Source organism: Candidatus Pelagibacter sp. Uisw_121, assembly GCF_047722545.1.
Taxonomy (GTDB): Bacteria; Pseudomonadota; Alphaproteobacteria; order Pelagibacterales; family Pelagibacteraceae; genus Pelagibacter.
Window position 1 is genome coordinate 1,114,537 of the sequence record NZ_CP159816.1, and the last position, 22,926, is coordinate 1,137,462.

A 22,926-nucleotide genomic window follows, 5' to 3' on the forward strand; every position below is an offset into this window, starting at 1 on the left:
TAAAAATTATAAAAAGCCCAGTTTTTACTGGGCTTTTTTTTTGTCCCAACATTTTATTAGAGCACGAAGAAAGCACGAAAAAAGCACGAAGAAAAAATCATCAAATGAGTCTATTATTTGAGACCACTTAGGCTACCAAACAATTTCAAAGTAGTAAAATAAATGTTGATTTGTTTGGGTTAGAATTCTTAGAATGAAAGTTTTAAGGTTTTTTAATCCTCTAAAGACATAATAATAGGTTTGAGAATTTTTGAGTGGTGTTTTTCTTCTATATTAAAATTTTTTTTAATAGATTATCGGTCTAATAAAATTTTTGAATTTGGCAAAATAAATATAAGTGAATAAAAACTCCAGCTTCTTAACTTATATTTAAATTTTATTAAATATTTATAAATATTTGATTGTAAGATTTTATTAATATCTTTGTTATGAGTTTCAATTATAATTATTTTAGGTTTATATTTTTTTAAATTCAAAGATTTTAAAACCTTGAAATCAGTTCCCTCAACATCAATATTAAGTAAGTCTATTTGTCTATTTTTATATTTAGATTTTAATAACACTTCATCTAATGTCTTTGTTAAAAATGAATATTTTGAATATTTACTACTTTTTATAACATGAGATCCAATACCAAAATTTTGATATTTAACAGTTTTTACATAACTTTTTTTATTTGAAATTGGACTACAAATATTTTCATCTCCTGGTCTAGATAATTTAAATGCGTTTATTTTATCCAGCTCTATATCAATATTTATTCCATTCCATTTTTTTTCTTTATACAATAAATAAGTATTTGAATGTTTTTTTGGATGGTAGCATCCAACATCAACATAAAAACCATTTTTATAATTTGGTTTAATTAACTCTCTAATTATTTTATCTTCTCCAAATTGTGAAAAGTAATTTTTATTTATTCTTTTAAAATATGTTTGTTTTAATATATAAAATAAATTCATATTTTTAATAGTTACTTTTTTATATCATAAAAATAAAATTAAAGCTTAAATGTCGTATCATAAATTATTTTTATGAAATTAATAAACTCATCTTTTGGGCTCCCTTTTTGAGATCAATAATTAGTGATAAGGCCTGATGAGCGGTTTTAAAATAATGTAGGTAAACAAGGATTTATTGATTAAATAAATGAGAATATAGCCTCATCATTTTCAAAAGAAATTCTAATATCACCTATTTAGTGGCTCTTTTTTATTAAGCTGTTATATGATTAAGGTATGTCAAAAAGATATAGTGGAAAATCATTTAAAGACTCTAGCACTGCTAAAAAGCCAAAATTAAGCCTAAAAGAAAAAAGAAAAAATAAAAAAGAGAAATCTAAAAAGTCTTAGACTTTAGGTCTTTTTTGACTATGTTTTTTAAAGGTAAAGCTTTTGGGTCTGTCACTTCTACTTTTAAACTTCTTTTTTCCATCTAAACTAGAGCTTTTTTTTTTCTCCACTCGTTGATGAATTTTCAGATGTTTTTTTTCCAAAATATTTAGGATTATTTGTAAAGCCTGTTGGTTTCGATTCATTTTTTTTAGTAAAACTAGATTTTCCTTTATAACCAAAACTTTTTTTCTCTCCATCTCTTGATGATGAGCTAGATCTTCCATAACTAGAGGGTTTTGACTTATCTCCAAAACTAGATTTTCCTTTATAACCAAAACTTTTTTTCTCTCCATCTCTTGATGATGAGCTAGATCTTCCATAACTAGAGGGTTTTGATTTATCTCCAAAACTAGATTTTCCTTTATAACCAAAACTTTTTTTCTCTCCATCTCTTGATGATGAGCTAGATCTTCCATAACTAGAGGGTTTTGACTTATCTCCAAAACTAGATTTTCCTTTATAACCAAAACTTTTTTTCTCTCCATCTCTTGATGATGAGCTAGATCTTCCATAACTAGATGGTTTTGACTTATCTCCAAAACTAGATTTTCCTTTATAACCAAAACTTTTTTTCTCTCCATCTCTTGATGATCGGTCAGGTCTTCCTTTACCAAATGATTTTTTTTCATCTCTGAATTTTCTTTTTTTATTGTAAGGAGCTTTTCCTCTTTTTCCTCCTCTTGAGTCTCCTCTTGCGCCACGAGGCGCAGGTTTAAAATTTGGATCAATTAATTTACTAATTTCATTCCACATCGATCTATCATCTGGAGTAAGAAAAGTTAAAGCAGAACCTTCTGTTCCTGCTCTAGCAGTTCTTCCAATTCTGTGGACGTAATCTTCTGGTACTTGTGGAAGATCAAAATTAATTACATGTTGAATTAAAGGAATATCTAAACCTCTTGCAGCAACATCTGTTGCAATTAATATTCTCTTAAGGCCTTTTCTAAATGAGGTAATTACACGATCTCTTTTACTTTGACGAAGATCTCCATGAATAGCATCCGCTGAATGACCCTCTTCTTTAAGACGCTTAACCATTTTATCAGCACCTCTTTTAGTTTTAACAAAAACTAATATTGATCCTTTTCTTGCTATAAATTGGTCTACTAGTTGATCGTATTTATTCTCTTTAAAAACTTGAAGAGTTTCTTGTTTAATTTTTGCAATAGGTACTGATGTTGACCCTGTTGAAATTCTTTGAGGCTTATTTAGATATCTCTCAGAAATTCTAACAATATTCTGAGGTAGTGTTGCAGAAAATAATAAAGTTTGATGATCTTTTGGAACAAATTTTAAAATTAATTCTATTTGAGGGGTAAAACCCATATCCAGCATTCTATCAGTTTCATCTAATACTAGATATTTAGTAGCTGATAAATTTAAGCTTTTTCTTTTTAAGTGATCGTTAATTCTTCCAGGAGTTCCAACTATTATTCTTGATCTATTACCTAGTTGTCTAAGCTGTTTTTGCATTGCCTCTCCACCAATAAGCAAAGCAGTTTTAATATTAATTTTATCACTAATAATGCTTTTAATTGCGGCCATTACTTGAGTTGCAAGCTCTCTAGTTGGACACATAACTAATGCAAATGCATTCTTATCTAATATTAACTTATTTATTAGAGGAATACTGAATGCCAATGTTTTTCCAGTTCCTGTTTGAGCTGTTCCTAAAATATCTTTTCCCTCTAAAGCAACAGGAATTGCCATTGCTTGAATTGGAGTTGGTTTCGTAAACTTCATTTTTTCCAATGAATTCTTTAACGAATCTTCTATTTTTAGTAATTTAAAGTTTTCCATTTAGGTATTTAGATTTTTTAAAATTTAAGGAGATATGCTCTTAATCCTTTAATACGTCTAATTTATATAGCGATATCTATACGTTTTTATAACAATCACAAGAAGTGAATTTTTAGAATAATTAATTTAAGTGAGTAAATATTGATTTTTTTTAAGTTTTCAAATGACTCAATTAATGTATAAGAGCGTCAAATTATGAGTAACAATATTCGAAACATCACAATTATCGCTCACGTTGACCATGGTAAAACAACTATGATTGATAATCTAATGAAACAAAGTGGTTCATTTAGAGAAAATGAAGTTGTAGATGAAAGATTGATGGACTCTGGGGAGTTGGAAAAAGAAAGAGGAATTACTATTCTAGCTAAACCTGCTTCTATTGATTGGCAAGGTACTAGAGTTAATATTATCGATACACCAGGTCACAGAGATTTTGCAGCTGAAGTAGAGCGTGTTTTAAGTATGGCTGATGGTGCTTTATTATTAATTGATTCTGCTGAAGGTGTAATGCCACAAACAAAATTCGTGTTAGCAAAAGCTCTTAAGCAAGGTTTAAAGCCCATTGTTGTAATTAACAAACTGGATAAAGCTGATCAAAGAGCTAATGAAGTTTTAGATGAAACATTTGACTTATTTGTAAGTTTAGATGCAAACGAAGAACAGTTAGATTTTCCAGTTATGTATGCAAGTGGCAGATCTGGATGGGCAGATAAAGAAGTAGATGGACCAAGAGAAAATTTACACCCATTATTAGATTTAATTATAGAACATGTTAAGCCAGCAGATCTTGATAAAACTAAACCTTTCGCAATGCTATCTACTTTATTATACGCAGATAGTTTCTTGGGTAGAAGTTTGGTTGGAAAAATATCTCAAGGAACAGCAAAAGCTAACCAGCCTATTAAAGCAATAAATCTTAAAGGTGAGAAAGTTGATGAAGGTAGATTAACTAAAATTTTTAGGTATGAAGGAACAAAGAAAGTACCCATTGAAGTTGGTGAAGCAGGAGATATTGTTGTAATTGCAGGTTTAGAAAAAGCTAATGTAGCAGATACAATTTGTGATCTTGAAGTAAACGATCCACTTCCAGCAACTCCAATAGATCCTCCAACAATGTCTATTACTATAAGTGTAAATAGTTCACCTTTAGCTGGAACAGAAGGTAAAAAATTAACGAGCACTCAAATCAGAGACAGATTAGTCACTGAAGCACAGAACAATGTTGGAATTTCTTTTTCTCAAAATGCAAACGTAGATGCTTTTGTAATTAGTGGTCGTGGCGAGTTAATGCTTGAAATCTTATTAACACAAATGAGACGTGAAGGTTTTGAAATGACAGTAAGTCCTCCAAAAGTTTTATACCAAAAAGATGAAGGTGGAAATAGAATGGAACCGATTGAAGAAATTACTGTTGATGTAGATGAAGAGTTTTCATCAAAAATTATTGACTCAATGAATAGAAGAAAAGGTAAATTACTTGATCTTAAGGATACAGGGAAAGATAAAAAAAGATTAATCTTTCATGCACCAACAAGAGGCTTGATGGGTTACACAAGTAGATTTTTAACTTTAACAAAGGGTACTGGTGTAATTAATAGAATCTTCCATGGTTATGGAAAATTTGAAGGTGAAATGGATGGCAGAAAAAATGGTGCTTTAATTTCAATGGCAAATGGAAAAGCTGTTGCATTTGCTATATTTAACTTACAGGCTAGAGGTGAAATGTTTGTAACTCATAATGATCCTGTTTATGAGGGAATGATTGTTGGATTGGCCCCAAAAGCTGGTGATATGATTATCAATGTTATGAAGGGCAAACAATTAACCAATATGAGAACTCAAGGAACTGACGAAAATGTTGTGTTAACTCCAGTAAGACAAATGTCAATTGCAGAACAGCTAAGCATGTTAAACACTGATGAGGCATTAGAAATTACCCCTAAATCTCTTAGATTAAGAAAAGCAATTCTCAATCCTAATGATAGGAAAAAGAACGAAAAATCTTCAACACCCCTTTAATTAAAAGACTTTCCAACAATAAATAAACTAAGAGCAACAGAAGGTCCTATTCCAAGAGCGAATAATAAAGTTCCAACTCCTACAGTTCCTCCAAGATACCAACCTATGGACATCACTGTAATTTCAAGAAAAGCTCTAACAGTAGCAATTGGTAAATTTGTTTTTTTTTGTAAGCCCACCATTAGTCCGTCTCTTGGTCCAGCTCCTAAATTAGCAACTAAATAGATACCTCCACCTAGTCCTACAGTGAGTACCGCTATAATTGCCAAAAGTATTTGAGAAATATAATTATCAGGAGTTGGCACAAATTTTATGCAGACATCAATCATTAACCCAATAATTATTGCATTTAAGATTGTTCCAATTCCAGGTTTTTGTTTTAGTGGTACCCATAATAGCAAAACACCTATACTCACAAATACAGTTATTATTCCAGTAGAGAAATCAACATTCAATGCAATACCTTGTGCAAGAACAGACCAAGGCGAAGCCCCAGCAAAAGAGACTATCAATAATCCTTCGCCAAGCCCAAATAAAGTTAATCCAAGACACAAAAAAAGGAAAGTTGAAATTTTTGGTTTAAGATTTAATGGTTTTTCAGAACTCCAATATACTTTGGGAATATTTTTTATTTTTAAGAACATATTTTTCAATAAATTACTTCTTTTAAAACTAAAGTCTATTATTGTTACTACTTTATGAAAAAATTTTTTATACTAATATTATTCTTAACATATTCATTCAGCTCTAATGCTCATATAGCGCATTATAATAAATTTAATAAAATTGAAATGGAGATTTTAAAAGATGGTGAAGTTATTGGTTATAATTATTATTTTTTCAAAAAGGATGGAGATAAGACAACAGTTACAAATCAAATTAAATTTACGGTAAAATTATTTGGGGCAACAATTTTTGAAATTGAAGGTTATGGAGAGGAAAAATATATTAAAGATCAATTAATTTCTTTTAACTCTAAAACACTTCAAAATGATAAAAAAAAATATGTAAATTTAGAATTTAATGAACAAACAAATAAATTTGATATTCAAGGTTCTTCCTATAATGGTATAGCATCAGCAAATAACATAGTTGGTAACTGGTGGAGCCACAAAATTTTACAAACTGATAGTCAAATTAGTCCTGTATCAGGTAGCGTCAAAGAACAAGTGGTAACCTTTATTGCTAAAGAAAAAATCGAACTCTACGGTAAAACTTACGACGTAGATCATTTTAAATTAACCTCAAAAGACATGTCTTTACCAAAAGATAAAAGACTTAATTTTGATATATGGTTTGATAAAAAAAATTCATTAATTTTAAAAGTTACTTATTCTAGATTGGGAAATTGGGAATATAAGGTTAAAAAGTTTGAATAAAACTATCTATTTATTTTATTAGAAAGATCTTGAGCACTTATCCATCCTGACTCGAGTCTAGGTCCAACAAACCAATCTGCACAAACCCCAAGGTTTAAAGAAGAATTCCAATAACTTTTAATTCTCAAAGGTTTTGAGTTGGATGAATATTTCCAGCTATGGTTTAATGAAAATAAAACTTTAGTTTTTTTGATGCCTGTAAGTTTAAAAAACTGTTCAATCATAATCTTGGTGTTCAATTTTTTATTTTCTCGATTTTTTTCAATTTTTTTATTTGCCCATAAGTACGTACTTTGCAAGGTCCAAAGATCATTTTTACTTTTAAAACGCATTTTACTATTTTCATTTCCAGCCCAACCTAAAATTTTATCATTAAAAAAATAGCTACTAATATTAAGTTTGCTTTTTTTAATAGTCATCATGACTGTTATATTGGCATCCATTATTATTCTTTGATTAATAAATGAATGGTTAATATATTTTTTTGAAAGTTTTTTTAATTGAGGAAATGGACAGGTTAATATTAACGATTTATATAATTTTTTTGACCCGTCAGAAAAATATATTTCCCACACTTTATTTTTATTAAAAATTTTAATAACTTTGCTATTAAAATTACAGTTGATATCTTTTAATAGATATTTGCTGATTGCGTTATTACCCTTTTTTCCAATTATCTTAATATGTTTTTTGTCTTCTTTCTTATCAGTATTTAAAAATAAATGTTTACCTGGCCATTTTTTAACAATTTTTTTTGAAATTAAACTTTTTATAAATTTTTTAAATTCGTCACTTTTTGGTGAAATATATTGAACACCATGATCAAAACTTTCATTTTTATTAAGCTTTTTATTAGCTGATCTTCCTCCGGCTCCTCTTGCTTTATCGTAAACATCTAGTGAAAATTTTTTACTGAGCGCTTTAGCAATTGTTGCACCAGAAATACCTGAGCCAATAATACAGAAATCCTTCATTTCCCAGCAACAACCATACCTTCAATTAACATTGTTGGTGCATTCGTTGAATATTTAAACTCAAGATCATCTGCTAGTGTTATGTTCTTAAATATATCTTTAAAATTTCCAGCTATTGTAATTTCACTAACGGGATATTTAAATACTCCATCTTCAACCATAAATCCGTTAGCACCAACTGAATAATCTCCTGTAACCAGATTACTTCCATGTCCAATTGTTTCTGTAATATAAAGAGTTCTTGAATTTAGTTTTAAAAGATTTTTATATGAGATAGACCCTTTTTCAAAAAATAAATTACTTGTTCCTCCACTTCTACCGTTTGACTTAAGATTTAGCTTTTTTCCATTATAGGTATCTACTAAATAATGCTTTAAAACACCTCGATCTATCAATTTTAGTTCATCAGTTTTCACTCCCTCGGAATCAAAATACCTTGACCCCAATCCTTTAGCTATATTGGGTTTATCAAAAATATTTATTGAAGACGTAAAAATTTCTTCATTAATTTTATCTTTTAAAAAAGATGTACCTCTTGCAATAGATGAGGCAGATATTGCACTTGCAAAAGCACTCAATATTCCTTTTGAAATTCTCCTATCAAAGACGATGCTAATTTTTTCACTTTCTATTTTTCTTGGATCTAATTTTTGTAGTGTTTTTTTTGCTGCCATGTCACCAATTTGGCTAGGTTTTAACATGTCATTTAGATGACAAGTGCTGGTAAATTCATAATCTCTCTCCATTTTATTATTAGAATCTTTTGCTACAGCAACACATGAAGCTGAAAAAGAAGAAGACTTATAACCATTTAAAAAACCATCACTGCTTGCTAATATAAAATTTGATTTTGACTCGGAGAAACCAGTTTCTGTATTAATAATTTCTTTTTTTTGAAATGCAGCCTCTTCTACTTCTTTTAAATATTCAATTTTTTCATCATTCTCTATATGGTCATCATCATATAAATTTAGATCATTTATTTTATTAGCCAGTAAGTCTTTATCTGGTAATGAATTATATTCATCTTCTGGAGTAATTTTTGTTGTCTCAATGCATCTTTCTACCAATGTCTTGATATTTTCTTCTGTAAGATTTGAAGAAGAAATACTAGATTTTTTTTTGCCGATATAAGTTGTAAGACTAACGCCTAGGCTATCCGATCTATCAGATTCGTCTAATTTTTTGTTTCTGAAATTTACTGTTTCTGAAATGGAGTGCATAACAGCTGCACTTGAATCTGTTGCTCCAAGTTTTTTTGCTAAATCTATACAAAAGGAAGCTGTCTTTTTTAAATAATCTTGATCTTTAACCATATGATTTATAATTGAGTTCCACCAACCGTCATTTTGTCAATTAGGATCGATGGTTGCGCCACACCTACTGGAACACCTTGTCCAGCTTTTCCACAAGTTCCAATACCTGGATCAAGCATCATGTTATTTCCAACTAATGAAACCTCTTTTAAAATTGAAGGACCATCGCCAATTAATGTTGCACCCTTAATGGGTGATCCAATTTTACCGTTAATAATTTCATAAGCCTCCGTGCAGTTAAATACAAATTTTCCCGAAGTAATATCAACTTGTCCACCTCCAAAACTTACCGCAAATATTCCTTTATCAACTGATTTAATCATCTCTTCTTGAGAATATTTTCCATTTAACATCATGGTATTTCTCATTCTTGGTAGAACAACATGTTTGTAACTTTCTCGTCTTCCACTACCAGTGGATCTTGTATTCATTAATCTTGCATTTAATCGATCCTGCATAAAATTTTTCAATATACCATTTTCTATTAAAACAGTTTTTTCAGTTGGTGTTCCCTCATCATCGATTGTTAAGCTTCCTCTTCTGTTGTGAAGAGTTCCATCATCAACAATAGTAACACCTTCACTAGCAACTCTTTGACCCATTAAATTATGAAAGGCAGATGTTTTTTTTCTATTAAAGTCACCTTCAAGGCCATGTCCTATAGCTTCATGAATAAGTATTGCTGGCCAACCTGATCCTAAAACAACTTTCATTTCTCCTGCTGGTGCAGGTTTACTTTCAAGGTTTACAGAGGCAATTCTAAATGCTTCATCACATACTTTTTTCCAATTATCATCTTTGAGATATTCATCGTAGGATTGTCTTCCACCAATTCCATAAACTCCTGTTTCTTTTTTTCCATCTTTCTCAAGCATGACTGAAACATTAAAACGAATTAAAGGTCTAACATCTGTAAGGACTTCACCTCCAGATCTTATAATTTCTATTGATTTATGCTCACCTGCAAAACTAGCAGTGACTTGTTGGACCATTCCACCTTTGGCTCTGGTGTAATTATTAACTTCTTTTAAAAGATCTAATTTAGATTGTAATGATTTTTCTTCTATTGGATTAACATCTTTATAAAATTTTTCATTAGATCGTGGAATTTCATGATTGTAGATACCTTTTTGAGATTTCAATGTTGAGCTTAGATTGTTAGCAGATTGATTTAATGATTTTTTTGAAATTTCATTTGAGTGAGAATAAGCTACCACTTCACCTGTTACAGCTCTTAAGCCATATCCTAGGTCAGAACTATAACTAGAACTCTTTATTTTATCATCATCAAGTACAATAGATTCACTTTTAGAATTTTCTAAATAAAGCTCACCATCGTCACAATTATTTAATGTTTCTGATATAATACTTTCAGCATCTTTTCTTGATAAATCTGTTTTGGTAAAAAAATCATTCATAGATAACAAATAATAGTTATAATTATTTTTTCAATTGTCGTATTTCGCACATATACAATCTATCGGATTTTCTATAATTTTAGGAATAAATTAAAAAAAAGGACAATATAATGAAAAAATTTGATGAATTAATGAACGTTTCTAACGAGATAAATAATATTTCCATTGAAGAAGCTAAAGAAAAACTAAATGACCCAAATATTCAATTTATAGACGTAAGAGATAAAAATAGCTTTGAATCAGAGACTATTGGTAATGCTATAAATTTGGAAAGAGGCTTATTAGAATTTTATCTAGCTGATGGTAGTCCTTTAGAAAATGAAATGTTTAAAAAAAATCCTGAAAAAGAATATATAGTTTTTTGTGGTCTTGGAGGTCAAAGCACACTTGCAACAAAAACTATGCAGGAAATGGGAATAAAAAATGTGAAAAATATGACTGGTGGAATGACAGCTTGGAAAGATAAAAAATAGATTGTGAAAGTTTATTTTAATAATTCCTGTAAAATTTGTCGTGCTGAAATAAATTTATATAAAAAGCAAAACATTAAAGACATAGAATGGGTGGATATTACAAATAATAAATCAGCAGAAATAGAAACTCAAAGAAATGCCAAGAACCTTCTACGCAGACTTCATATTAAAGATGGGGAGAAAGTGATAGGAGGAGCAGAAGCTTTTTTATTAGTATGGAAAAAAATTCCTAAATATAAGTTTCTTTATAGTTTTTTTAAAACTCCTATAATTTTTACTTTATTTTCATTTTTTTATGAAATTATTGCTTTCTTTTTATTTTTAAAAAATAAAAAACAACTTTTAAAATAAGTTTTCAATGTTGAGATGAGGTACTGAATAAAATATATTTTAGTTATGAAAGTTTTTATACTATTCTTATTAATATTTAGTTTTGTTTCTTCCGCTCAGTCTTCTCAAAAAGTTATTTTAAATAATCTTTTTAACCAACTTCAAATTATTAATAATTCAAAAAGTGCTACTCTATTGGAACAAAAAATTTGGTCTATCTGGAATGAGCATCCCAGTGATATTAAATTAACTGAAAAATTAGAGTTTGGAACAGAGCTAATGCAATATGGGGATTATAATTATGCATTAAAAGTTTTTAGCAATATATTGGAGAATGACCCTAAATGGTCTGAAGCTTGGAATAAAAGAGCAACTGTATATTTTTTAATGAGTCAGTTTAAAAATTCATTAAATGATATTGATAAAGTTTTAGATATTGAGCCTAGACACTTTGGGGCTTTATCAGGACAAGCAAGAATTTTCATAAAACTTCAAGAATATGAAAAAGCAATTAAGAGTATTGAGAACGCATTAAAATTTTACCCATCATTTAAAAGTCGTGAACTGATACCTGAAATTGAAAGATTAATTAGAGAAGATAGCATCTAATTTAATCTTTTTTAGCTCTTTTTCTTGAAATTAACTGCGTTAGTGAGTCGACCATTAGATCTGAGGCTTTAAATATTTCATTTGATTTAAATTCATGAGAAGAATTTTTTTCTGTGTCTGATTTATCTTCAATGACTATTCCTTCATCTGGAGAATTATTTTTTATATAAATTAATAGCAACCACTCTTCATTTGGTGCTTCATCCCATTTGATAAAGATTTCACCAGTTTCAAATCTTTGGTCAATACATCTAAAAATAGACATGTGTCTAGTGATGTGCCGCTTGTTTAGTTGAAAAACTAAACTACTGGCACTTCTGTAAAAACTTTCAAGAGAAAGTTCAATTTTCTGTCTTGCAATCTTATAATCCTTCTCTTTTTGAAGTAAAGTTTCTCTATCCTCATTACCTTGAATTTTTACTCCTAGAGCTTCTACTCTCTCTCTAATTTTTTGATCTCTTATAACTCTATATTTATCTTTTAATTTCTCTATCCTTGCTTGAAGGCCAGCATAATCATCTCTTTTTTCTTTTAATGAAATCTTTTCAAGTTTTTCTAATTCTTTAATCTCTCTTATTCTAAATTTTTCTATCTGCTTTTCTAACTGTAATTGTTTTAGAAATTGTTTTTGTCTTTCAGCATGTTCAATTCTGAGTAATGCTTGTTCCTTACGTAAAAATGATTTTATGTCTCTTGCTCTTTCTTTTTCAAGTTTAATTTCATCTTTTAATGCTTTTTCTTTGAGTTTAGTTTGCTCCTCTTCTTCTTTTACTTTTTGTTTTTGAATTTGTAATTTTTCTTTTTCTTTTTTTTCAATTTCCTCAAGTTGTCTTCTTCTTTTTTCTTCAGCTTTTAAGCTTTTATATTCAGATATTCTATTGGCGATACCATCAAAAAAAGCTTGAATATATTTTTCAAAACTAAAATTAATTTTAAAGTTAAATTCTGGTTTTAAAGAATTCTGAAGTGTAACTACTCTGGATATTAAGGTTGCTTTTTTTTTAGTGTTAACTTTTTTTTTTTTATTATTTTTTTTTATATTTTTGCTTATCTTTTTTTTATTATTAATATTTTTTTTTACTTTTAAATTTTTTTTTTGTTTTTTATTTATAATTTTTTTAACCTTTTTTTTTTGCTAAAGGTTTTTTTTTAACAAGATTTTTTTTTATTTTTTTCATGATTTAAGCAAATTAGATTTATCAATTAATTAGTAATAAATATAGTCTCTTGTTTAAATATATTTTGGAAAATCTTATTAAATCTACTTATGCTGTCTTTAGAGATTCTAATGTAAAATTAAACTTACGAAGATCCTCTAGTAGTTGTTTTTTATCTTTTTCACTTAAAAGACTGACAGGTGGTATAACATTTTTGTAATTGTCATCTTGATCTGACATAAAAGAATGTAACCCTGATATTAAATTATATTGATCAAATGTACTTCTAACCTTGCACAGAATCTCATTTTCTTTTTGTTGTTTTTTTTCATTAAAATCATCATAAACTTTTCTAGACAAGTTTGCTGTTACATTGCAAGTTGCCGTAATAATACCATCACATCCGATTTCAAGACCTTTTAGGAGTTTTAACTCTGATCCTGGCATTACTGAGAAATTATCAATCTTTAAATTTTCATATAGGTTATACGAGCTGTCTTTAACACCAACTATTTGTTTTGGAAACTTCTTAGTAAGCTCTTCAACGCATTCAATACTAAACTTATAACCACATAACTTTTCAAAGTTGTATAAAATAATCTTACTTTCCGGCACAGCCTCAACCACCCTTGAATAAAACTCTATTACCTCTTTATCACCATACTTATAATAAGCAGGTGGCATTATTAAAAAATCACTAAAATTTAAAGAGCTTGCAACCTTCATTAAATTTATAGTTTCATTTAAAGAATTAAGCCCAGTTCCAATTAAATATTTTTCTCTATATTTGCTTTTTGATAATTCATTTAATAGACCAATTTTTTCACTTATAGATATAAGTTGCGCTTGTCCTGTGCTTCCAAAAATAGCAACACCATGGCAACCCATATCTATTATTTTTTCAACATGGTTAACTGTCTTTTTAACGTTTAGACTTAAATCACTATTAAATACTGACATTGATGCCGCATAAATGCCTTTAATTTTACTCATATGTTAAACTTATATAAAATAAAAATTTAGTAAAGATGATAAAGTATTAAATGAAAATTTTAGTGGTACAAAATAAAATGGGGATTGGGGATATGATAATCTATCTTCCATTTATAGATGCTATTTCTAAAAAGTTTAATACACCAGTAAGTATTCTTGCTAAACAAAGTTCAAAAGCTGAACAATTTTTGAAAGATCATAAAAATATTGAAAAAATAATTATTCTTGAGCAAAGCAATAAACAAAAGGGGGCTAAACACCAGGGTTTTAGTGGATTTATAAGTTTATTAAAAGATCTTAGGAAGCATAACTTTGATAAAGTTTTTATTTTTAACTCATCACTTAGGTTTTATTTAATTGCAAAATTTGCTGGTATTAAAAACATTCATCAATACCCATTATTCATAAAAAAAAACCAACATATAGTCGATGCTGCAAAAAAATTTATAAATCAAAATTTAAATTTAATTGTAGAAAGTGATCCAAAAATTCTTATCAATGATAAATCAGTACAAGATGTGAAATCCAAATTTAGAATTAGTAATGATCAAAAAAATATTTTTCTTGGTATAGGCGGATCAGGTCCAACTAAAAGAATTCCAGCCACAACATTCATAAAGCTTATTCGCCTGACTTCTAATATTTACAAATCTAGATTTTTTTTGGCTACCGGTAAAAATAAAGAAGAACAAGAAATTTTAAAAGAAATACTTAATACGGAATTTAAGGACAAATGTGTTCCCTTAGATGATTTAAGTATAAATGAAACTCTACCAATAATTAAAAATTGTGACGTTTCTATTTGCAATGACTCAAGTTTTAGTCACCTATCGTCAGGTCTTGGCATTAATACAATTGTTTTAATGGCAGACACCCCTCTAGTATATGGAAATTACAGTCCAAGAATGTATCCAATTATCCCAGATGGAGAAAGTACGGTAACGCATAATACTCTAGGTAAAGATAAAATTAATCCAGATAAAATTTTTATTCAATTAAAAAAAATTCTTAACTAAGAAATATCCCTTAATACAATTTCTTTAGCTTCATTTACAATCATTGATAATCTTGCAGTCTCTGGTGAGATGTCTGGATGTATTTTCTTCTGAATTTTTACATATGCATTTTTAACATCATCTTTAGTAATATTTTTTTTTTATATCTAAATTTAAGATTTTGTAGGCTTCCTCTCTAGATATTTTAGAGGAATTTTTAATATTTTGATTTTGGTTAAATGAAAATCTTCCAGAGCTTCTGAGTGTTTGTATAAGTCTAAATAATCCAATTAATTGAAATATTGAAAACCCCTTAAGCTTAACTAAAGCCAAACTAAGCAACGTAAGTGGTATACTTAATAAAAACTTGCCTGCAACCACAAGTAATATTGCCAAAATTATTAAGCCTAAAAAAATTAATTTTCTTAAATGTTTTGATATCTTTTTTGACGAAATGTTAGCTACTAATTTAAGTAAAAAGTAAACAATTCCCAAAAAAACTAGTGTATAAATGATAATATTCATATATTTAATTTGTTTCCATGAAAATACCACATCTTAAAAAAAAATCAGAAATAAAAACGTGTCATAATATTAGTTGGGAAGATGATTATAGCTGGATACACCAAAGTGACATCTTAGAGGTTTTAAAGGATAGTAAAAAATTAAACCCCGAAGTCAGAAAATATCTTGAAGAAGAAAACTCTTATACTGATTTTCACTTATCAGACACCAAGACCATTCAAAAAAAATTATTTGATGAGATCAAAGGAAGAATAAAATTAGACGATGAATCTCTACCCTTTAAAGATTTTGATTATGAGTATTGGTCAAAAACAACTGCTAAAGGAAATTATTCTATAAAATTAAGGAAAAAAATTGGAACCAATGATATTGAAGAAATTTGGAATGGAGATGAAGAAAAAGAAAAACTAAAAGTTGAATACTTTGGTGTTGGCGATTTAGAGGTTAGTTTTAATGATAAATATTTGGGATACTCTTTAGATACAAAAGGTTCTGAATATTACACAATATATATTAGAGATATTAATACAAAAAAATTAGTTACTGAGAAGATAGAGGAGACATCAGGTGGCATAACTTTTAGTTTAGATGACCAGTATGTTTTTTATTCAAAACTTGATGAAAATCATAGACCAAGAAAAATTTATAGGCATAAATTAGGAACTAGAGTTAGCAAAGATCAATTAATTTTTGAAGAAAAAAGTGAAGCTTTCACGGTCGGAATTGGTTTAAGCTCAGATGATAAATACTTCTTTATCAACTCTTCAGACCATAATACCTCTGAACAATATTACTTTGATGTTAATGAAAAAGATCCTAAACCTAAATTAATAAAAAAAAGACAAAGAGGAATTCTTTATTCGGTCAATTCTTGGGATGGTAAATTTTACAATCATACCAATGAAAATGCTGAAGATTTTAAAATAGACATTAGTGATACCTTGAAAAAACCAGACTGGAAAACCTTTATTACTTCAAAAGATGAAGTTCTAATTGGAGGGTTAACATTTTTAAAAAATTGGATCATAAGATCTGAAACTTCAGATGCTTTAGATAAATTATTTGTAAAAAATATCACAACTGGAATAGAAGAAGAGCTAATTTTTTCTGATGAAACTGTATATGTTCCTGGTGCCTCTTTAATGCAAAGAGATAAAGATACAGACGAGATATACATAAGTTATTCTTCACCTAAAACACAGTCTAGAGTTTATTCTTATAACTTAAGCACAAAAGAAAAAAAATTAGTTAAAGAACAAGAGATCCCCTCTGGTCATAATCCTGAAGACTACATTGTTGAAAGAGTTGATTGCAAATCATACGACGGAAGATTGGTGCCTCTTACAATTACAAGACATAAAAATACTAAACTGGATGGAAGTGCTAAATTGTTGCTTTATGGTTATGGTTCATACGGAAGTTCTATGAACCCTAGCTTTTCTACTACTAGATTAAGTTTAATTAATAGAGATATCATCTGGGTTACAGCCCATATTAGAGGGGGTATGGAAAGAGGTATGAAGTGGTGGAAAGAAGGAAAACTGCTTAATAAAAAAAATACTTTTGAAGATTATATTGCTTCTGCAAAATACTTAATTGAAAATAAATATACCTCAAAAAATAAGATAATAGGCATGGGTGGCTCCGCAGGTGGTCTTCTTATGGGTGCTGTAGTTAATCAAGCCCCTGGGTTATTTCTAGGAATTATAATGGCAGTACCATTTGTAGATTCTTTGACAACTAATTTGGATCACTCTTTACCTTTAACAGTTGGGGAATTTGATGAGTTTGGAAATGCAAAAGATAAAAAAGATCACTTTGATTATATTTATTCTTATGCTCCCTATAACAATATAAAAAAAATGGATTATCCTCATATGCTAATCACAACAAGTTTAAGTGACAACAGAGTATTGTTTGATGAGCCAGCAAAATTTACTGCTAAACTTAGAGAATATAAAACTGATAATAATTTATTACTTTTAAAAACTGAAATGAATGCAGGTCATGGTGGTAAATCTGGTAGAGATGGAGCTATAGAGGAAATTGCACTTGATTATGCATTTGCATTAAAAATTGCTGGAAAAATTTAGTCTCTAATTTTTAGAAACAACCATTTGAAACAAAACCAATAACTATAGAATTAGAATCTAGTTCAAATCTTCTCTCGCATAGTATTCCATATTTTTTAGAATTATAAACAAACTCTAGGTTACCCTTATCATTTTTAAAATCTTCATCAGGTTTACCTAATTCAATTTGTAAATTGCTTGAACTTTTTCCAATAAATTGACTTAACTTTGTATTTTCTTTTTCAACAATTTTGTCTGTTTTGTCTTTAATTGTTTGGCAACCAGAAAATAAACTTATAAAAAACAAACTTATAAAAAAAAGTTTTAATTTTTGCACGATTCAATGATAGCACCCTAAATATTGTATAAATATAAACTTATAAGTTGAATTATGTTAATAAACTTGGGTTTTTAAGAGTATTAACTTCAAAATTCGAATAATAATCAAATCTAATATTAGGAGGATCAATGTTAGAAAAATATTTTAACTATAAAAAACATAAGACTGATTTTAAAACAGAAGTAACTGCTGGTGTAACAACATTTTTAACAATGGCTTACATTATGTTTTTAAATCCATTTATTTTATCAGGTGAATTTGCAGGACCCGAAAAAGGTTTTTTTGATTTTGGGGCAGTATTCACTGCAACAATTGTTGCAACTGCACTTGCTTGTTTTATTATGGCATTTTATGGAAAAACATGGCCAATAGGTTTGGCTCCAGGTATGGGGATTAATGCTTTTGTTGCATTTGGAGTGGTTGCTGGAATGGGTTATACGCCTCAAGCAGCACTTGGTGCAGTATTGGTTGCCGGTGTTTTATTTTTAATCATTTCATTAACGCCAATTAGAGCTTGGCTAATTAATTCTATTCCAAAAAGTTTAAAACTTGGAATTGGTGCAGGGATTGGATTATTTCTAGCAATTATTGGTTTAGAAATTATGGGTGTAGTTGCGGATCACCCTGTAACTCTTGTCACAATAGGTGATATGAAAAATCCTTTAATTTTACTTGCTTGCCTAGCATTTGTTTCGATGATTGTTATGGAAAAATTAAATATTAAAGGAAATATTATTATTGGAATTATTGGTTTTAGTATTATTGCTTGGGTGTCAGGACTTGCAAAATTTAATGGCGTAGTTGGAAGTATTCCTCCAATGACTTATCTATTTGACTTTGATCTTAATGCTGCCCTTACTGCTGGAATGTCTACAGTAATATTTACATTATTGTTTATAGATTTTTTTGATACTACAGGAACTTTAACTTCTGTAGCAAATGTTGCTGGCAAAGTAGATAGCAAAGGTAAAATCCAAGATATAGATAAAGCAATGATGGCTGATAGCGTTGGAACTGTAGCAGGAGCATTAATGGGAACAACTACGGTAACAAGTTATGTTGAGTCTGGCGCTGGTGTAAAAGCAGGTGGAAGAACTGGAATGACCTCTTTAACTATTGGAGTTTTATTTTTAGCTTGTTTATTCCTTTCTCCATTAGCAACAAGTTTGCCAAAAGAAATTGATGGAGCTGCACTTTTATATGTGTCAGTTTTATTTGTTAGAAACATTACTGATATTGAGTGGGATGATATTGGTGAGTCTGCGCCTGCCGTGCTTGCTATGATCGCTATGCCTCTAACTTACAGTATTAGTAATGGTATTGCTTTGGCATTTATTTCTTATGCATTAATCAGATTGTTTACTGGTAAGTTTTCTTCAACTTCACCAGCAATATGGGTTATTGCGATCTTAAGTGTTGTTAGTTTTGCTGTTGCTTAAAATATAATTTTTAGGGCTGGAATTATTCCAGCCCTATTTATTTCTCTTAATTATTTCTTCCATAGATATCTCTTCATAATGTTCAGTAGGTTGAACAATCCATGGGTCTGAATCTAGTTTTACTGGGCAAAAATCTGGCTCAAATGTGGATGATTTTTTTTTCCATAAACATGCAGTTTTAACTTCATTTATATAATCTTTAGTTGGCTCATAATTTTTTAACCATTCAATACTTTTATTTAAAGTTAATCCAGTGTCAGACAAATCATCTACTAATAAAACTTTATCAAAATCTTTATTCTCAGCTAAAGAGCTAATTTCTCGAGCAAACATCAATTGACCTTGCTTGTCTTCCATTCTTTTTCCTGAGTAACTTTGGATTACTATGTAGGCTATAGGTAATTTTAGAACTCTAGAAAGAATGTCTAATATAGGAGCTGCTCCTCTCATAATACCCACTAGTACTGTTGGCTTATAATTATTGTGAATTTCTATTGCTAACTTTTCTACAATCTTTGTATACTGATCGAAAGTGATAATTAATTTTTCTGCCATAAAATTAATTATCATATAAAAAATTATTTAAAAAGGAGAAATAATGAAAGCCTACTGGATTGCTTTATACAAAAGAATAGATAGCCAAGAAAACATAAAAAATTATGGGGCAAAAGTCACCAAAATAATAAAAAGTTATGGAGGAAGGCCCTTAGTAAGAGGTGGAAAATTTAAAACCTTAGAAGGTGAAACTTACCCAAGAACTGTAATCTGGGAATTTCCAAGTCACGAGCAAGCTATGAAATGCCATAACTCTAAAGAGTATCAGGATGGTTGGGCTTTAGCCAAAGAAACTACAGAGCGAAACTTACAAATTATTGAAGGTTTTAGTACTGAATAGGTTCTGGATCTATACTTCTCCACAGATACCAAGTTGCAACTGAACAATATGGACTAAATCTTTTATTTAGTAACCTTACATAAGATTCTGGTGGTAAATATTTTTTTTTATAATTTTTTGAAATTCCTCTTAAAAGACCAATATCTTGTATGGGCCAAATATTTGAACGATTATAAGTAAATAATAAGATCATTTCAGCTGACCATCTGCCAATTTGTCTTAATTGAGATAAATAGATAATAGCTTCTTCATCTGACATCTTAGGAATTAATCTAGAGTTAAATGATTTATCTAATATTTGTTTGGCTAAACTTTTTATTCCCCTAACCTTTTGTCCACTCAATCCACAGCTTTTAAGTTGAGCAGAAGAAAGTTTAGAAATTGTTTTTGCATTAATTTTATTTTTACACTTCTTTTTAAATTTCAAAAAGACAGAGTTAGCTGCAGCAACACTAATTTGTTGTCCAATCATGCTCTTACATAATGAAAAAAATATGTCTTTTCTGGAAGTAAGCACAGCTTCTGAAGGGGATTTGTACTTGCTAATTAATAAAGACATCACTCTATCTTTGTTAGATAAATATTTTTTTGCAGTGTTCCAATATTTTGGTTTTTTATTCATGTCTAGTGGTAGATGGTATTTTTTGTTTATGATAAATTTCTCTTCTAAAGATTATAAGTGACGCAAGAACTACAAGTGATGCACCAATTAGCGTTTTTATAGTTGGTATCTCATTCCAAATAAAATAACCAAAAAATATAGCAAACACTAAAGCTAAATATTTTAAAGGTGCTACTAAAGATACTTCAGAAAGTTTATATGATTGAGTTAAAAATAAATTTGCAGAACCTCCTGTTACTCCAATTAAAGCTAAAAGAATAAAGTCTTGAAAATTTGGCATTATCCATCCCATTGGAATTGTGGCTAAGCCAGCAATTGAAATAGTAATTGTAAAAAAAATTGAGATAAGCCAAATAGGCTCTGTTGTGGACAGCTTTCTAATTGTGATAGTTACAAAAGCCATGCCAATACAAAATATTAGTGGAAGAAAATAGAGATAATTCATGCCCTTAAAGCCAGGTTCAGCAATTATGATCACTCCTACAAATCCTATTAAGACTGCCAACCATCTAAAAATACCTACTTTCTCACTTAGTAAAAAAATTGATAATACGGTAATAAATAATGGTGCTGCGTATGACAAACTAACAACGACAGCTAAAGGAAGTTCTCTCAACGCAACAACTATTGCTATCAAAGCCATTAAACCCATAAGGCATCTGAATATATGTTCTTTTGATCTATCAGTTGTATAAAAAGTTTTTAATTTACCTTTTGGTATTAAAAAATATGTAGGCAAAAGACCAAAAAAGCCCCTAAAAAATAAAACCTCCCCAGTTGGGTAGTCACTTGACCATTTTACAAGCAAATCCATAACTGAAAAGGTACATACTGATAGAAACATGTACAAAAAACCTAATTGATTTTTAGTTAGCATAGCAATAATTTGTAAATCAAATTAAAGTATAATCAATGGAAATAGCAGTATTAGGATTAGGATGTTTTTGGGGACCAGAAATTAAGTTTAGTAAACTTGAGGGAGTTATTAAAACTGAAGTTGGTTATTGTGGTGGTGACAGCAAAACAGTCACTTACAAAGAGGTATGTACTGGAAATACAAATCATGCAGAAGTTGTTAAGTTAGATTTTGATCCTAAAATTGTTCCTTATGAAAAGATTTTAGATTTCTTTTTTGAAATTCATGACCCCACAACCTTAAATTCACAAGGACCTGATTTTGGGACACAATATAGAAGTGAAATATTTTATCTAAGTGACAGACAAAAAGAAATTGCTGAAAATGTTATAAAAAAAGTAAATTTAAAATTATCTGGAAATGTTGTAACAAAATCTTCTTTATTAAAAAATTATTGTGCAGCGGAAGAATACCATCAGAGATATTTGGAAAAAAGATAACATGTCTTTAGTTGATACAAATTGGCTAAAAAAAAAATTAGATAAAGTAAAAATTATTGATTGCTCATGGCATATGCCTCAAACAGAACGCAATGGTTTTGAAGAATACAAAAATAAACATATTAAAAATACAATTTTTTTTAATTTAGACAAGAATTCTAAAAAAAATACTGACCTACCTCATATGTTGCCAGATGCTAAGTCATGGGAAGATATTGTGTCCAACATGGGAATTAAAAATGATGATCAGATAGTTATTTATGATAATTCAGATGTAATCAGTTCATGTAGATGTTGGTATAATTTTATCTATTTTGGTCATAATCCAAAATTAGTTCATGTATTAGATGGCGGATTAAAAAAATGGATTAAGGAAGATAGACCAACTACTAGTAATATAATTAAGAATATTCCTTCCAACTATATCGTGCATGAAAAAAAAGAGTTAGTAAAAGATATAAACCAAATTAATAAAAATATTTTAGAAAATAGATTTAATGTTATTGATGCAAGAAGTTTAGAAAGATTTAAAGGTAGTGTTTCTGAACCAAGAAAAGGATTGAGAAGTGGCTCTATTAAAAACTCTTTTTGCCTACCTTTTTCTGAACTTATAAATAAAGATCATACATTTATTAGCAAAGAAAAAATTTTTGAAAAGTTTAAATCAACTGGATATGAGGTGGGCAAAAATATTACATTTACCTGCGGTTCTGGAGTTACCGCTTCAGTTTTGGCTCTTGCTTATTCTTTAATAGATAATAAATATATGCCTACTATTTACGACGGATCATGGAGTGAATATGGAAAGAATTAAAAT

Annotated in this window: 23 protein-coding genes and 1 pseudogene; 11 read left to right on the top strand and 13 right to left on the bottom strand. The window is 29.1% G+C overall.

What is annotated here, in order from left to right; genetic code table 11:
• Window positions 1-293: 293 nt before the first annotated feature.
• Together ABXT52_RS05965 and ABXT52_RS05970 are read right to left on the bottom strand one after the other, a co-directional pair.
• Complete coding sequence (locus ABXT52_RS05965; protein ID WP_415271646.1) at window positions 294-962, bottom strand: FkbM family methyltransferase; 669 nt, start codon at window positions 960-962, stop codon at window positions 294-296.
• 386 nt (window positions 963-1,348) lie between these two features.
• Window positions 1,349-3,194, bottom strand: a pseudogene (locus ABXT52_RS05970) (DEAD/DEAH box helicase).
• Between the two features lie 195 nt (window positions 3,195-3,389).
• Here ABXT52_RS05970 and typA point away from each other — a divergent pair.
• The gene (gene typA, locus ABXT52_RS05975) at window positions 3,390-5,216 is read left to right on the top strand and encodes a translational GTPase TypA (RefSeq protein ID WP_415271647.1); all 1,827 of its coding nucleotides are present in this window, start codon (window positions 3,390-3,392) and stop codon (window positions 5,214-5,216) included.
• Here the strand turns inward: typA and ABXT52_RS05980 are convergent.
• Window positions 5,213-5,860, bottom strand: coding sequence for a YczE/YyaS/YitT family protein (locus tag ABXT52_RS05980; RefSeq protein ID WP_415271648.1), 648 nt, complete (start codon window positions 5,858-5,860; stop codon window positions 5,213-5,215). The genes typA and ABXT52_RS05980 overlap by 4 nt on opposite strands.
• 54 nt (window positions 5,861-5,914) lie before the next feature.
• On the opposite strand from ABXT52_RS05980, the gene ABXT52_RS05985 reads away from it, so the two are divergent.
• The gene (locus ABXT52_RS05985; protein ID WP_415271649.1) at window positions 5,915-6,595 is read left to right on the top strand and encodes a DUF6134 family protein; all 681 of its coding nucleotides are present in this window, start codon (window positions 5,915-5,917) and stop codon (window positions 6,593-6,595) included.
• A 2-nt stretch (window positions 6,596-6,597) separates the two neighbouring features.
• Here the strand turns inward: ABXT52_RS05985 and ABXT52_RS05990 are convergent, their stop codons facing one another.
• From ABXT52_RS05990 to tldD, 3 genes are read right to left on the bottom strand one after another with little or no spacing between them, the layout of a single operon-like run.
• Complete coding sequence (locus tag ABXT52_RS05990; RefSeq protein WP_415271650.1) at window positions 6,598-7,569, bottom strand: NAD(P)/FAD-dependent oxidoreductase; 972 nt, start codon at window positions 7,567-7,569, stop codon at window positions 6,598-6,600.
• The gene (locus ABXT52_RS05995; RefSeq protein WP_415271651.1) at window positions 7,566-8,885 is read right to left on the bottom strand and encodes a TldD/PmbA family protein; all 1,320 of its coding nucleotides are present in this window, start codon (window positions 8,883-8,885) and stop codon (window positions 7,566-7,568) included. The genes ABXT52_RS05990 and ABXT52_RS05995 overlap by 4 nt, the downstream gene beginning before the upstream one ends.
• 5 nt (window positions 8,886-8,890) lie before the next feature.
• Window positions 8,891-10,303, bottom strand: coding sequence for a metalloprotease TldD (gene tldD, locus ABXT52_RS06000; RefSeq protein ID WP_415271652.1), 1,413 nt, complete (start codon window positions 10,301-10,303; stop codon window positions 8,891-8,893).
• A 110-nt stretch (window positions 10,304-10,413) separates the two neighbouring features.
• On the opposite strand from tldD, the gene ABXT52_RS06005 reads away from it, so the two are divergent.
• The 3 genes from ABXT52_RS06005 to ABXT52_RS06015 are packed head-to-tail and all read left to right on the top strand — an operon-like array spanning window position 10,414 to window position 11,715.
• Window positions 10,414-10,776 carry a rhodanese-like domain-containing protein gene (locus ABXT52_RS06005; protein ID WP_415271653.1) on the top strand — a complete coding sequence of 121 codons (363 nt, stop codon included), beginning with the start codon at window positions 10,414-10,416 and terminating at the stop codon, window positions 10,774-10,776.
• A gap of 3 nt (window positions 10,777-10,779) precedes the next feature.
• On the top strand, window positions 10,780-11,127 hold the full coding sequence (locus ABXT52_RS06010) for a thiol-disulfide oxidoreductase DCC family protein (RefSeq protein WP_006997738.1): 348 nt from the start codon (window positions 10,780-10,782) through the stop codon (window positions 11,125-11,127).
• Window positions 11,128-11,172: 45 nt separating this feature from the next.
• Window positions 11,173-11,715, top strand: coding sequence for a tetratricopeptide repeat protein (locus tag ABXT52_RS06015; RefSeq protein ID WP_415271654.1), 543 nt, complete (start codon window positions 11,173-11,175; stop codon window positions 11,713-11,715).
• 1 nt (window position 11,716) lies between these two features.
• Here the strand turns inward: ABXT52_RS06015 and ABXT52_RS06020 are convergent, their stop codons facing one another.
• Both ABXT52_RS06020 and ABXT52_RS06025 read right to left on the bottom strand, forming a co-directional pair.
• On the bottom strand, window positions 11,717-11,980 hold the full coding sequence (locus tag ABXT52_RS06020) for a hypothetical protein (protein ID WP_415271655.1): 264 nt from the start codon (window positions 11,978-11,980) through the stop codon (window positions 11,717-11,719).
• A 1,000-nt stretch (window positions 11,981-12,980) separates the two neighbouring features.
• Window positions 12,981-13,865 (bottom strand): dihydrodipicolinate synthase family protein, encoded by an 885-nt coding sequence (locus ABXT52_RS06025; RefSeq protein ID WP_415271656.1) that lies wholly within the window; start codon window positions 13,863-13,865, stop codon window positions 12,981-12,983.
• Window positions 13,866-13,915: 50 nt separating this feature from the next.
• On the opposite strand from ABXT52_RS06025, the gene ABXT52_RS06030 reads away from it, so the two are divergent.
• Complete coding sequence (locus tag ABXT52_RS06030; protein ID WP_415271657.1) at window positions 13,916-14,881, top strand: glycosyltransferase family 9 protein; 966 nt, start codon at window positions 13,916-13,918, stop codon at window positions 14,879-14,881.
• Window positions 14,882-15,004: 123 nt separating this feature from the next.
• Here ABXT52_RS06030 and ABXT52_RS06035 read toward each other — a convergent pair whose 3' ends face one another.
• Window positions 15,005-15,385 (bottom strand): molecular chaperone DnaJ, encoded by a 381-nt coding sequence (locus ABXT52_RS06035; protein ID WP_415271658.1) that lies wholly within the window; start codon window positions 15,383-15,385, stop codon window positions 15,005-15,007.
• A gap of 17 nt (window positions 15,386-15,402) precedes the next feature.
• On the opposite strand from ABXT52_RS06035, the gene ABXT52_RS06040 reads away from it, so the two are divergent.
• Window positions 15,403-17,478 carry a S9 family peptidase gene (locus ABXT52_RS06040; protein WP_415271659.1) on the top strand — a complete coding sequence of 692 codons (2,076 nt, stop codon included), beginning with the start codon at window positions 15,403-15,405 and terminating at the stop codon, window positions 17,476-17,478.
• 10 nt (window positions 17,479-17,488) lie between these two features.
• Here the strand turns inward: ABXT52_RS06040 and ABXT52_RS06045 are convergent, their stop codons facing one another.
• Window positions 17,489-17,794, bottom strand: coding sequence for a hypothetical protein (locus ABXT52_RS06045; protein WP_415271660.1), 306 nt, complete (start codon window positions 17,792-17,794; stop codon window positions 17,489-17,491).
• Between the two features lie 131 nt (window positions 17,795-17,925).
• On the opposite strand from ABXT52_RS06045, the gene ABXT52_RS06050 reads away from it, so the two are divergent.
• Complete coding sequence (locus tag ABXT52_RS06050) at window positions 17,926-19,236, top strand: NCS2 family permease (RefSeq protein ID WP_415271661.1); 1,311 nt, start codon at window positions 17,926-17,928, stop codon at window positions 19,234-19,236.
• A gap of 33 nt (window positions 19,237-19,269) precedes the next feature.
• Here ABXT52_RS06050 and ABXT52_RS06055 read toward each other — a convergent pair whose 3' ends face one another.
• Window positions 19,270-19,806: a phosphoribosyltransferase gene (locus ABXT52_RS06055; protein ID WP_415271662.1), complete on the bottom strand. Its 537-nt coding sequence runs from the start codon at window positions 19,804-19,806 to the stop codon at window positions 19,270-19,272.
• Window positions 19,807-19,834: 28 nt separating this feature from the next.
• On the opposite strand from ABXT52_RS06055, the gene ABXT52_RS06060 reads away from it, so the two are divergent.
• A complete protein-coding gene (locus ABXT52_RS06060) occupies window positions 19,835-20,131 on the top strand; it encodes a DUF1330 domain-containing protein (RefSeq protein ID WP_415271663.1) in 297 nt (98 codons plus the stop codon).
• Here the strand turns inward: ABXT52_RS06060 and ABXT52_RS06065 are convergent.
• A complete protein-coding gene (locus tag ABXT52_RS06065; RefSeq protein WP_415271664.1) occupies window positions 20,118-20,753 on the bottom strand; it encodes a DNA-3-methyladenine glycosylase family protein in 636 nt (211 codons plus the stop codon). The two genes, ABXT52_RS06060 and ABXT52_RS06065, sit on opposite strands and share 14 nt — an antisense overlap.
• The gene (locus tag ABXT52_RS06070) at window positions 20,746-21,630 is read right to left on the bottom strand and encodes a DMT family transporter (RefSeq protein ID WP_415271665.1); all 885 of its coding nucleotides are present in this window, start codon (window positions 21,628-21,630) and stop codon (window positions 20,746-20,748) included. Before ABXT52_RS06070 ends, ABXT52_RS06065 begins: the two co-directional genes overlap by 8 nt.
• Before the next feature lie 35 nt (window positions 21,631-21,665).
• On the opposite strand from ABXT52_RS06070, the gene msrA reads away from it, so the two are divergent.
• A complete protein-coding gene (gene msrA / locus ABXT52_RS06075; RefSeq protein WP_415271666.1) occupies window positions 21,666-22,109 on the top strand; it encodes a peptide-methionine (S)-S-oxide reductase MsrA in 444 nt (147 codons plus the stop codon).
• A 1-nt stretch (window position 22,110) separates the two neighbouring features.
• Entirely contained in the window at window positions 22,111-22,923 is an 813-nt protein-coding gene (locus tag ABXT52_RS06080; protein WP_415271667.1) for a sulfurtransferase, read from the top strand.
• The last annotated feature ends 3 nt before the right edge of the window (window positions 22,924-22,926 follow it).

Coding starts and splice junctions, on each gene's coding strand:
- ABXT52_RS05965 (WP_415271646.1), bottom strand. CDS start 962: ATGAATTTATTTTATATATTAAAACAAACATATTTTAAAAGAATAAAT.
- typA (WP_415271647.1), top strand. CDS start 3,390: ATGAGTAACAATATTCGAAACATCACAATTATCGCTCACGTTGACCAT.
- ABXT52_RS05980 (WP_415271648.1), bottom strand. CDS start 5,860: ATGTTCTTAAAAATAAAAAATATTCCCAAAGTATATTGGAGTTCTGAA.
- ABXT52_RS05985 (WP_415271649.1), top strand. CDS start 5,915: ATGAAAAAATTTTTTATACTAATATTATTCTTAACATATTCATTCAGC.
- ABXT52_RS05990 (WP_415271650.1), bottom strand. CDS start 7,569: ATGAAGGATTTCTGTATTATTGGCTCAGGTATTTCTGGTGCAACAATT.
- ABXT52_RS05995 (WP_415271651.1), bottom strand. CDS start 8,885: ATGGTTAAAGATCAAGATTATTTAAAAAAGACAGCTTCCTTTTGTATA.
- tldD (WP_415271652.1), bottom strand. CDS start 10,303: ATGAATGATTTTTTTACCAAAACAGATTTATCAAGAAAAGATGCTGAA.
- ABXT52_RS06005 (WP_415271653.1), top strand. CDS start 10,414: ATGAAAAAATTTGATGAATTAATGAACGTTTCTAACGAGATAAATAAT.
- ABXT52_RS06015 (WP_415271654.1), top strand. CDS start 11,173: ATGAAAGTTTTTATACTATTCTTATTAATATTTAGTTTTGTTTCTTCC.
- ABXT52_RS06020 (WP_415271655.1), bottom strand. CDS start 11,980: ATGTCTATTTTTAGATGTATTGACCAAAGATTTGAAACTGGTGAAATC.
- ABXT52_RS06025 (WP_415271656.1), bottom strand. CDS start 13,865: ATGAGTAAAATTAAAGGCATTTATGCGGCATCAATGTCAGTATTTAAT.
- ABXT52_RS06030 (WP_415271657.1), top strand. CDS start 13,916: ATGAAAATTTTAGTGGTACAAAATAAAATGGGGATTGGGGATATGATA.
- ABXT52_RS06035 (WP_415271658.1), bottom strand. CDS start 15,385: ATGAATATTATCATTTATACACTAGTTTTTTTGGGAATTGTTTACTTT.
- ABXT52_RS06040 (WP_415271659.1), top strand. CDS start 15,403: ATGAAAATACCACATCTTAAAAAAAAATCAGAAATAAAAACGTGTCAT.
- ABXT52_RS06050 (WP_415271661.1), top strand. CDS start 17,926: ATGTTAGAAAAATATTTTAACTATAAAAAACATAAGACTGATTTTAAA.
- ABXT52_RS06055 (WP_415271662.1), bottom strand. CDS start 19,806: ATGATAATTAATTTTATGGCAGAAAAATTAATTATCACTTTCGATCAG.
- ABXT52_RS06060 (WP_415271663.1), top strand. CDS start 19,835: ATGAAAGCCTACTGGATTGCTTTATACAAAAGAATAGATAGCCAAGAA.
- ABXT52_RS06065 (WP_415271664.1), bottom strand. CDS start 20,753: ATGAATAAAAAACCAAAATATTGGAACACTGCAAAAAAATATTTATCT.
- ABXT52_RS06070 (WP_415271665.1), bottom strand. CDS start 21,630: ATGCTAACTAAAAATCAATTAGGTTTTTTGTACATGTTTCTATCAGTA.
- msrA (WP_415271666.1), top strand. CDS start 21,666: ATGGAAATAGCAGTATTAGGATTAGGATGTTTTTGGGGACCAGAAATT.
- ABXT52_RS06080 (WP_415271667.1), top strand. CDS start 22,111: ATGTCTTTAGTTGATACAAATTGGCTAAAAAAAAAATTAGATAAAGTA.